Source organism: Vibrio ostreicida (assembly GCF_013074385.2).
In the GTDB taxonomy this organism is placed as follows: domain Bacteria; phylum Pseudomonadota; class Gammaproteobacteria; order Enterobacterales; family Vibrionaceae; genus Vibrio; species Vibrio ostreicida.
Window position 1 is genome coordinate 489,045 of sequence record NZ_JABEYA020000001.1, and the last position, 9,753, is coordinate 498,797.

A 9,753-nucleotide genomic window follows, 5' to 3' on the forward strand; every position below is an offset into this window, starting at 1 on the left:
AAATTATGGCAATCATTTGTATACCAACAACCATGCAAAAGTACACCCAAGATCGGTCGAAGATTGAAGTTTCTGGAGCAACGGTACTCACTGCACTAGAACAGCTGGTTTCACTCTATCCGGATTTACAATCTGTCATTTTTGGGAAAAACCAACAGTTGAAAGGCTACCTTAACATTTTTATTGATGAAACTGACATCCGTGAGGCCGAGTATCTGGACACAGAAATACAGAGTGAATCAGAGTTACTTTTGGTGCCCGCTGTGGTCGGTGGATAATGGAGTGAGGAAACAGTAATGAGTGATAACCAGGATAAACCCGACCAACCAGAGCCTGAGGAACAGGCACTGTTGAAGGAAGAAGACGCTAAGGAAGTGGAAAGTCAGGATGACGATTTCTCTCCCTTAGAAAGTGGACCTGAGACCGCCTTATTTTGGCAATGATATGGCCATTATTTTTATTGGACCGAGTTTACCCAATGGCGAAGTCGCAAACTGGGCAAACGCAGGGATAGAAATCAGGCCGCCAATTGAAAGAGGGGATCTAGAAGACATTTCAGCGTCTGATAGCCCGGTTTGTATCATCGATGGTGTCTTTCAAAATACGCTCGCGATTACCGCTCGTGAAATTGCCAGAGCACTAAAGAAAGGTGTCAGGATATATGGATCTTCCAGTATGGGTGCACTGCGAGCCGCGGAATGTGCACCGATTGGGATGACCGGCGTCGGTAAGATATTTGAGCATTACCGGTCAGGGGAATATCAATCGGATGCCGATGTGGCGTTGACTTACGATCCGATCAGTTTCGACAATATAACGACCCCTTTGGTCAACATAAAGTATGGCTTTGCGCAAGCGGAAAAGGCGGGCGTAATTAACCATAGACAGAGGGCCCAGCTCATTAGATTGGCAAAAGGTATTCACTTTAGCGAGTTGACTTATGAGCACGTGATCACATTAGCGGCCCCTCATTGTGATAGGCACGAAATAACGTCATTGAAGCAGTTTATTAAGGACAATCAGTTGGCATTGGATCTCAAAAGACAAGATGCACTGCAATTGATTGCGATTATCAATAATGAATCAACTTTCATTAAACAGCTAGGATAATATATGTTAGTACGTAATCGCCAACCGGAAGACAATAACCAGCCGCCCCAAACGTGGAAATGCCCGCAGACTCATTACCTTGAAGCTTTTGATCAGCGTTGGTATAAACAATTGTTAGAAATACAATCTGAGCTGAATTTCTTAACCCACGATTTTTACCGTCAACAAAACATGACGAGTGTGATGTTACCCATTACAACCGGCTCGATTTCGAGTCCAATGGGGCTTGGAAGTGATTCTCTTCCAGTCGAGGTAGAAATTGCAGGTCAGCCGACCTATCTTGCTGATTCTATGCAGTTTATGTTGGAATATGCTCTGCGCTATTGTCCTAACGGCGTTTTTTATATGATGCCTTCTTTCCGAGGCGAAGACGCAGATAAACGCCACCTATGCCAATTTTATCATTCAGAAGCTGAAATCTGTGGTTCACTTGCTGATGTTATGGGCTTGGTCAACGCTTATCTGCATTACCTTGTCCAACATATCAGCCCAATGATTAAAAAGTTTGGTCAGGAAAATGGCTTTGATACTAGTCACTTGGATCACTTTATTGCTCTTTCCAAAAATATTCCCACCATCCGTTTTTCCGATGCAATACGCGAGCTAGGCTACGACGATGAATACGTAGAAAAGCATGAGGCCGGTTTCTACCTGTTGACGAATGCCGGTGAGCGGCAACTTATCCAGATGTTCAAAGGCCCTGTTTGGGTAACGCATATGCCAGCGTTGTCTGTGCCCTTCTATCAGGCTGACGATGTGGACGACGAGTATTCATTGTCAGCGGACCTTTTGATGGGGATCGGTGAGACGGTTGGGTGTGGCCAACGCCACGATGCTGTTGAAGATGTGCAAAACGCAATGGCACGCCGTGAAGTTGTGGCACAGGACTACGAATGGTACTTGGAAATGCGCAAAGTTAAACCCCTACAAACGAGTGGATTTGGTATGGGTGTTGAACGATTCATTCTGTGGTTGTTGAATCACAATGATATTCGTGACTGTCAGCTGGTTCCAAGGTTCAACCAAGTGAATTTCTTGCCTTAGTCGACGGAGCTTAGCGATATGGCCCGAAAAACGGCAATTGTTCTCACGGCTGAATATCCGACTGAAGTTGGCCTGTCATACCTGATTGCAGGCCTGTTTCACCAGTCACAGTCGACCGTATTGGTGGTGCCAGTCATCGGAGAGCAAATACAGGTACTCTTGCAAAAACATCTAAATTTTATCGGAACGGATTTCACTCAAATGACGGTGGCGTCTTTTCTCGATTCGGATCTCGCGCCTAAGTGGTTAAAGGAGAGAGCTGAACAATTGGATGGAGTGACACAAGATGCCCAATTGCTGCAGGCTTATGAGATGGCCTTTGAACAGAAACCGAATGCAGGGACGGTCAGCGCGGATCGACAGGTGTGCGTGGGTGTTGGTCAAGATGGGCTTCGGTCTGCGCTCAAATACGCTTTGCTGACTCATCGAGCGGTCTTTCATGTACCGGATTATGATGACCTTAATGATGATTGGTTCTGTCAAATGTCGTCAGCGAGCAGCCTTTTGATGTTTCCAAATGATACCTTTTCAATTGAACATTTGCATCGAATGATGGCCGCCAAGGCGCAAGGTGCACCAGAATGTCTGATAGGGTACGCGTACCCATTTGGTAAAGAGCAGCGCGAGTTAATGCGATTGAAGATGGTGGTGGCGATGTCTTGTGAACCCCCCACCAACAGAGCGGTTCATACCTTATTGCCATTGTCAGCGCGCAAGCCATCGGTGGAAGTGGGGCAATATCGTCTTTCCACAGGTTACGGAGATGCCAACACATCAGAATGGTTGCAACAGCCTTCACAGGCACTGATTACAATGCCACATTCCAATGGTGTCAACATGTCGCTTGGACAGACGGTCCTGTGCGCAAAAAAACATCGTGAAGTGGACTCAGCAGCGAGTGCCGTTCATCCTTGTTTCAAGAGCGCGCTGTGCAACCGAGAAAAACCGGGTGTCGTGCCTTTGTCCCCTGTTGAATTGCCTGCGTCACTTGTCATGAGTTATACCTGTTGGGGAGCGGTGTTATCCGGTGGTGTGTACGACACCCGTTATACTTTGGCAGCTCAATTCGCTTTGTCGCCTTATACATCGGTCTTGATCACGACCTACACAACGATCAAACTTGACCCCCAAGCTCCAGTGCATTTTTTGCAGGCCTATGAATCGGGAGAGCGGGTGGGTGAAATTGTTGCGACGTTCAATCGGAACCATTACGCCTCTTATAAAGATGTGCTGTCTGCTCTCATGGTTTTTGGCGACCCTGAGTATGTTAAGGCTGGCTCCGCCAATAAGAAAGATCTGGATAGGGCCGTTGATCTGGTCAAAGAAGTGCTTCAGGTCGATCAAGACAAAGATAGGCCATACACAGCCCACTCGTTTTCGACCGCTTACCTTGACTATAGTCGTGCGGTCAGTCAGTTGAGCCGCGGTATCGCGGTCAGAGAAATTAGCACTTCAAGCGTCGCGTTACAGCAAGCGACGGAAACGTATTGGGGAGCGGCGAAGTGTTTAGCGGCCCGTTCTATATCGTCACAAAAGAAAAATGCGAGCGACGTAAAGGCGATTGAGCATTATACGGGTAAGATGTTAGACAACTTTCATTCTGCTTGGTGCGAGTTCTATTTAGCGATGCTGCATCATCTAGGAGGATACCTTCGTCTTCAAACCGATAAGGTCTATGTGCCTGCTGATCTTAGGTCGAAGACCAGCACGTGTCCTTACTGTGAGGGGACGTTATCGGTCAATCCAATGCATTTAGCTAATGAATCCAGTCAGGCACGTGTTCTCCATGAATGCCCCAATTGCGCGACGGTATTGGATGCCGTCGGACATTTTTCTTCAGCGCAAGTCAATGGAGAGAGTCATTGTTCGATTCAGAGCCCTTATGAGCTGTCTCTGGCGCTTGAATTTGAACAGGCTAAATCAGACAAAACCTCACTGACGTGTTTGGCAGTGATAGAGCCTTTTATTAAGGGTGGAAAGGGCGAACTTGCGATGTCTAAAATGCACACGACCTTAGACAAGCACAGCCACAACTATCATGTGGGCTTACCCCATATTTCTCTGCCTGCCCATTATGTATGCGGTTTACATACGCTCAATGTGCTGGTGTTGTTAGAAGACGAAGTTGCGTTAATACGCAGAACCATTTATCTAACGGAGTAAATGACGATGACGATGACGATGACGAAGCAGGCGGTATACCAAAAAGCCTCCATTGAGGCGCAAGATATTTTGAATAACTTTCCACCACTTATGGAAGAGAATGGAAAAAAATGCGCGCCCAGTTTGCATTATCGTACGTTCACTTTTGACCAAACCATTGAGCGACTTAATCCATTTATGTCCTTGGCGGGTATCACACGTGTGGCGGATATTACCGAACTCGATAAGTCTTGTGTGCCTGTGTTTCAATGTGTACGCCCTTTGGCAATGGACGACGAGGATACGTTTACTGTTTTTTCAGGCAAAGGCTTAAATAAATCTCAATGTGAAGTGTCGGCGATTGCCGAGGGGATTGAGCGTTATTGTGCCGAAAGTCAGAATTATCCCAGTCATAAGCTGATCGTTACCAGCTACAACAAACTCAAACAACAGGGTCACGTGATTCACCCCGCGCAGTTCCATTGCCCTGAATCCTCTATGTTTGACTCAGATGAAGAGCTAGAGTGGGTTTGTGCCACAAATTTGATGAACGGTGAATCAACTTATGTAACGGCGAATGTGGTTTTCTATCCTTATCAACCAACACAAGGTAGGGCGCTATTTCGCTATTTCACTACGGGGCTTGCAACTGGCAACAATTTTCATGAATCCATCATACATGGCCTCTATGAAGTGATTGAAAGAGATGCCGCGGCACTGAATAAAATCCTTAGACAGAGTCCAGTGGTCCCCAATCGGTCGATTGATAATCCAGATGCCCAACGGATTATTGCCGAACTCGCAGAGAATGGGGTAGACGTGATTGTTCGTTATATTACCCAAAAGGATGTACCTGTGCCGGTTTTCTCTGTGATTTGTGAAGATACAAAAGCGTATGACCCTTTATTTGTCAACGGCGGATATGGTGCCAATCTGAATAAAGATATTGCCTTGTTGACGGCACTCAATGAGGCGGTCGCCTCAAGGCTGGGAGCCATAAGTGGTGCGCGCGAGGACTTAGCCAAATTTGAGCAAAAGCGCGAATTGCACTATCAGCAATATAAACGTAAATACTCGTATTGGTTTGATAAAGACTCGCGCGTGATTGATTACCAAGATATTCCCTCGGAGCAATATGAGAATTGCATAGAGGATATGACCCATCTGATTACGGTGTTATCGGAAGCCGGCTTCAAAGACATATTACTGGTAGACCTGAATCAAGCTGGTTTTCCACAGCCAGTGGTCAAGATGCTTGTGCCCGGAGTTGAACGATATTCGTTCAAAATGGAATGTATTGGGCAGCGGGCTAAAGATAACTATTACCAAATCTACGATAAACCACTCATTTCTTAATGGATGATATAACACAGAGGTTCAGCATGATCACAGCAGATAGACCGACGTACACAAAGGAAGAAATCGAAGCGATGACGTACTTTGATCTCATTGGCGTTGTAAGAGAAACCAATCGGCCACCCGGAGGGGCGAATAGCATTCAAAGGCTCGCCCAAAGTGCCATGCTTTCTCCACAAAGTAGAATCCTTGAAGTAGGGACCAGTACAGGCTTCACCGCTATTGAGCTGGCGCGAATTACGGGGTGTCAGGTAGACGCTATTGATATCAATGAAGAAAGCCTCGGTGAAGCTCGGGCGAGAGCGAAACGTTATGGCGTCGAGGACAGGGTGACTTTCAGCAAGCAAGATGCAACCATGATGGAGTTTGAAAATGAAACGTTTGACATGGTGTTTTGTGGCAACGTCACTTCGTACATGGATAACAAAGAAAAAGTGATCGGTGAGTACTGTCGTGTTTTGAAGCCCAATGGTTACGTCGCTGCCATTCCGATGTATTACATCGATACGCCTACCACGGAGTTTGTTAATCAGGTGGGTGAGGCGATTGGGGTCAATCTTACCCCTAATTACCGTCAAGATTGTTTGAACTACTACCAAATGAAACCCTTGGACATCTGTTGGTCAGAGGACTATCAGTTTGACAATATTGCAGAGCAACGAGTGGCCCAATATGTTGAGGAGCTGACAACGCGAGAGCATTTGTCATCGCTTAATGCCTCGGCATTAGAAGCTCTTGTTAGCAAGTACTCTTCATACATGCATTTATTCCGAGAGAACTTAGCGATGATGGGGTATACGCTCATTTTGCTCAGAAAAGAGCCGGTGCAAATTGATAAAGAGTTGTTTACGTCGACAGTGATTGTAAAGCCAACACTTCGTTAATCCGTGGATAGCTCGACGAGTAAACCGATGGACCAGTGAGTATCTAATGACAGTGAGGCTATGTCACTCTCGTAAAAATACTCACGATAAATACGTAAAAGACATCACATCCTTTTTAGGAGTAAAGATATGACTATGAAGAGCGCCTCTCTGGCATCGACAGTATTTCATCAGGCCATGCCAGATTGGCATGTGATGGAAATATCGGGTTTAGATATTGAGTCAATCAATGACAACTACAGAGTCAAAGCCCGATCCGCTTCAACAGCGTGCGAACAGCAGTTTTTTATGAAGCTAATGTCTGAGACAGAGCGGGTCGCTCCTTCGTATGAGCCTTTCATTCATGAATTGTTAGATGGCAGAGTGCGCCATACCCTGCCGATGACCTGCTCGGGGGAGTGGAATGGACAGCGCTATTTTATCACGGAATTTGTGCCGGAGACATTAGAGTTGCTTGATGCCCTGACAAACGAGGTTTTGTCACAGTATTGGGCCCAGTGGAGTGAACAAATCGTCACGTTTATTGAAGATTGTGCAACGATGACGTTAGAAAAAGGCTATGGGTTCATCGACAAAGACGTGCGAGAGGCGACTTTAACAAATTGGCAATCTTTCCTTGAAAAAAACCTCGATGGGCTGGCTAATACAATAGAAGACATTGTGTTAAAACATGGCAGTGAAATCGGAGGGCTTTTAAAAAAATTACATCAAGAAATGAAGCACTACGTAGAAACACAATCTCAATATTGGTGCGATGTGCCACGAGTATTGGTGCCTATCGATCTCAACCTAAGGAACTTTTTAGTCCATCAAAGCGAGCTATACGCCATTGATCTTGAAACGTTCGTGATTGGCGATCCCTTGTTGGCTTATGGTGAGTTTATGGGGCATATTCATAACACCCCTTTCTCTGAGACATTTAAACAGTACGAGCCAAATTGGACGGTGGAACAAAACAAACAGATACACTTCTACGCATTGCTCTCCAATTTGAACGTATTTTGTTTCGTGGCTGCCAGTGTCGATAAAGGCGTAGAGTTAGACAGCCTCAAGCCTTGGGGCAATACCCATTCGTTTATTGCCCTTATGCAAGAGCACCATCAGGTTTGCTTTGGTGTGTCCTTGAATGAGCATTTTGATGCGTTATCTGTGGTAAGCCATTAATAATGAAATGCCAATGAAAGCCTCACTTGTTCACCGATTTCGTGCCGCGATAAAACAGTTATCCTTTACGGGTAACTACGTATCGGCACGCTGTTTTGATATGTTCCATATTATCTGCGAAGGGATCATCGTTGCCCAAATAAGTCACCATGCGGTCGCGGCGATGGCCGTTGCCACCGCTTTAACTCGCCTTTTAAGGGCGTTTAGTTATGGCGCATTTAGTGGCACTAGCCTTCAGATTGCAGAAGGGATCGGCCAGCAAGATAATGGCAAGATCTCCACGGCCTTGATACAAGGTCTGGTGATCACGTTAGTGGTTTCTGTGGTGTGTGGCTTGATTTGCTTGCAAAGTGAAGTGTTGTTTACGCTTATGGGTATAGAGCCTCAGATCACACAATCACTCGGGGATTATCTATTCTACTATGCTTTTAGCATTCCATTTTTCTATCTCAGTTTAATTGGCCTACAGCTGTTCTTAGCTTTCTGTGATACGCGCAGTGTTATGATCGTCAACCTCGTCTATCACGGGCTATGTATTACGCTGCAAGCCATATTAGCCCTTGGATTGTTCGGGGTTCCTCAAATGGGCATGCTGGGGATGGGATTAAGCTATCTTTGTGCCTCGCTCGCTGTCTTTCTCCTCACTACTTTCATTTTGGCTCGTGGGCGTTTGTATCGAGAGATTGAATGGCTGGCCGTTCGCTCGCAAAGCGTGTTCAGCGACCTTGCTCGTAATGTGGTTACGGGGTGTAAACTGTCGCTTGCGAGCATTATCGAGTGGTTGTCTCAGCTGTCTCTGACGGTGTTGGCAGGGCTCAACGGTGTTTACGCGATGATTGCTCAGCAAGTGGCTTTGCAGAGCAGCATGGCGATTATCGTACTGTGCGTCGGTTTTACTAATGGGTTGTCGGTATTACTGCGCAAATTGCTGTCTCAGAACGCCGTGGTCGAAGAGCCAGAAAAACATGCAGACCGCACTCGGGATGTTGCCAACACTTCCATTATTGTGATCACTGGAGTGACCTTACTGGCGAGTTTAAGTTACATCGTCATTCCTCGCACCTTTATCGACTTGTTTGCTCATGAATCCGTGCAAAATGACCCACAGCTTATGCAGTTCCTCTATCACGTGATGATGATTACAAGTGCCAAGCTTTTCTTCGACATGTTAAGAACCATTGTCGGTAATGGTGTGTTGAGAGGGTACAATGATTTAACCGTGCCCCCTCTGATCACTTTGGGTTATTTTATGGTGATTGGTGTCGGATTGGGTGGTGTGTTGACGTGTGTTTTCGAGTACGACGCTGAGGTATTATTCATCATGCAGGCTATCGCGTTTTTTATCACAGCGATGCATCTATTGGCACGTTGGATGAAACTGGAACCCGTGCTCCGCTTAGTGCCATCCTATGAGTCTAAACTCTAATATCAACGCTGAATCGCTATGATTCTATAAGATCAATGGGGTCGCGATGTAGACTGCACCCTAACCTTGATGGCACGAGCTATCTTTTGCGAGACGCTAAGCCAGTCGGTTCGCCTGAACAGACTCGGTAACCACGCTTCACGGCCTTCATCTCAGAGTCGTATTTTCCCCATAAGAAGTAGCATCTCATTGCTTCGAAGGTTCTCACGCAATACGAAAACGAGTGCTCTGACTCACATGTGTTATTTAGCGCATCGTCTCGTGCTGCGTGTGTTCATGATCGTTCGCGGTTTTGAGGTGCTTATCTTGAACGCTCCACGAAAGCCATGATGGGCGTCTTGCTATTGATAAATGCATTAGTTTTATTGATCTCAATGTCATTAATAAATGGTTTACATTCTCACGTTAATAAGACCGATTTTTGATGGCATTTGTTTGCTTTCCAGACCTAACTCAATATTTTTAAACTATTTTTACAATTTTAAATGTTTACATGTGCATATGCATTAAATATCATTTCGCGCTCTATTATCCATTATATTTATTAATAGAATTATCTAGATGACGTGAGTGGTGGGTGAAGTACTCCTGCGACACGGAATGTCGATCAAAGTAGGAGATAACGGT

General features: G+C 45.8%; 9 protein-coding genes. All 9 read left to right on the forward strand.

Going from position 1 to position 9,753, the window contains the following annotated elements; genetic code table 11:
• Window positions 1-5: 5 nt before the first annotated feature.
• The 9 genes from HLM86_RS02220 (at window position 6) to HLM86_RS02260 (ending at window position 9,126) form a co-directional block, all read left to right on the forward strand.
• Complete coding sequence (locus tag HLM86_RS02220; RefSeq protein WP_076585086.1) at window positions 6-278, forward strand: MoaD/ThiS family protein; 273 nt, start codon at window positions 6-8, stop codon at window positions 276-278.
• 18 nt (window positions 279-296) lie between these two features.
• Window positions 297-443: a hypothetical protein gene (locus HLM86_RS02225; protein WP_170882061.1), complete on the forward strand. Its 147-nt coding sequence runs from the start codon at window positions 297-299 to the stop codon at window positions 441-443.
• Between the two features lies 1 nt (window position 444).
• Window positions 445-1,110 (forward strand): TfuA-like protein, encoded by a 666-nt coding sequence (locus tag HLM86_RS02230; RefSeq protein ID WP_170882060.1) that lies wholly within the window; start codon window positions 445-447, stop codon window positions 1,108-1,110.
• Between the two features lie 3 nt (window positions 1,111-1,113).
• On the forward strand, window positions 1,114-2,154 hold the full coding sequence (locus tag HLM86_RS02235; protein WP_076585082.1) for an asparagine synthetase A: 1,041 nt from the start codon (window positions 1,114-1,116) through the stop codon (window positions 2,152-2,154).
• A gap of 18 nt (window positions 2,155-2,172) precedes the next feature.
• Window positions 2,173-4,317 carry a hypothetical protein gene (locus tag HLM86_RS02240; RefSeq protein WP_170882059.1) on the forward strand — a complete coding sequence of 715 codons (2,145 nt, stop codon included), beginning with the start codon at window positions 2,173-2,175 and terminating at the stop codon, window positions 4,315-4,317.
• Window positions 4,318-5,652: a YcaO-like family protein gene (locus tag HLM86_RS02245; RefSeq protein ID WP_170882058.1), complete on the forward strand. Its 1,335-nt coding sequence runs from the start codon at window positions 4,318-4,320 to the stop codon at window positions 5,650-5,652. It abuts the gene before it with no gap.
• Between the two features lie 26 nt (window positions 5,653-5,678).
• Window positions 5,679-6,536 carry a class I SAM-dependent methyltransferase gene (locus tag HLM86_RS02250; RefSeq protein ID WP_170882057.1) on the forward strand — a complete coding sequence of 286 codons (858 nt, stop codon included), beginning with the start codon at window positions 5,679-5,681 and terminating at the stop codon, window positions 6,534-6,536.
• Window positions 6,537-6,665: 129 nt separating this feature from the next.
• Complete coding sequence (locus HLM86_RS02255) at window positions 6,666-7,700, forward strand: hypothetical protein (RefSeq protein ID WP_076585074.1); 1,035 nt, start codon at window positions 6,666-6,668, stop codon at window positions 7,698-7,700.
• Between the two features lie 13 nt (window positions 7,701-7,713).
• Entirely contained in the window at window positions 7,714-9,126 is a 1,413-nt protein-coding gene (locus tag HLM86_RS02260; RefSeq protein WP_170882056.1) for an MATE family efflux transporter, read from the forward strand.
• Window positions 9,127-9,753 lie beyond the last annotated feature (627 nt).

Excerpts from the sequence above, each read along its gene's own strand:
- HLM86_RS02220 (WP_076585086.1), top strand. The coding sequence starts at position 6 with ATGGCAATCATTTGTATACCAACAACCATGCAAAAGTACACCCAAGAT.
- HLM86_RS02255 (WP_076585074.1), top strand. The coding sequence starts at position 6,666 with ATGACTATGAAGAGCGCCTCTCTGGCATCGACAGTATTTCATCAGGCC.
- HLM86_RS02245 (WP_170882058.1), top strand. The coding sequence starts at position 4,318 with ATGACGATGACGATGACGATGACGAAGCAGGCGGTATACCAAAAAGCC.
- HLM86_RS02230 (WP_170882060.1), top strand. The coding sequence starts at position 445 with ATGGCCATTATTTTTATTGGACCGAGTTTACCCAATGGCGAAGTCGCA.
- HLM86_RS02225 (WP_170882061.1), top strand. The coding sequence starts at position 297 with ATGAGTGATAACCAGGATAAACCCGACCAACCAGAGCCTGAGGAACAG.
- HLM86_RS02240 (WP_170882059.1), top strand. The coding sequence starts at position 2,173 with ATGGCCCGAAAAACGGCAATTGTTCTCACGGCTGAATATCCGACTGAA.
- HLM86_RS02235 (WP_076585082.1), top strand. The coding sequence starts at position 1,114 with ATGTTAGTACGTAATCGCCAACCGGAAGACAATAACCAGCCGCCCCAA.
- HLM86_RS02260 (WP_170882056.1), top strand. The coding sequence starts at position 7,714 with ATGAAAGCCTCACTTGTTCACCGATTTCGTGCCGCGATAAAACAGTTA.
- HLM86_RS02250 (WP_170882057.1), top strand. The coding sequence starts at position 5,679 with ATGATCACAGCAGATAGACCGACGTACACAAAGGAAGAAATCGAAGCG.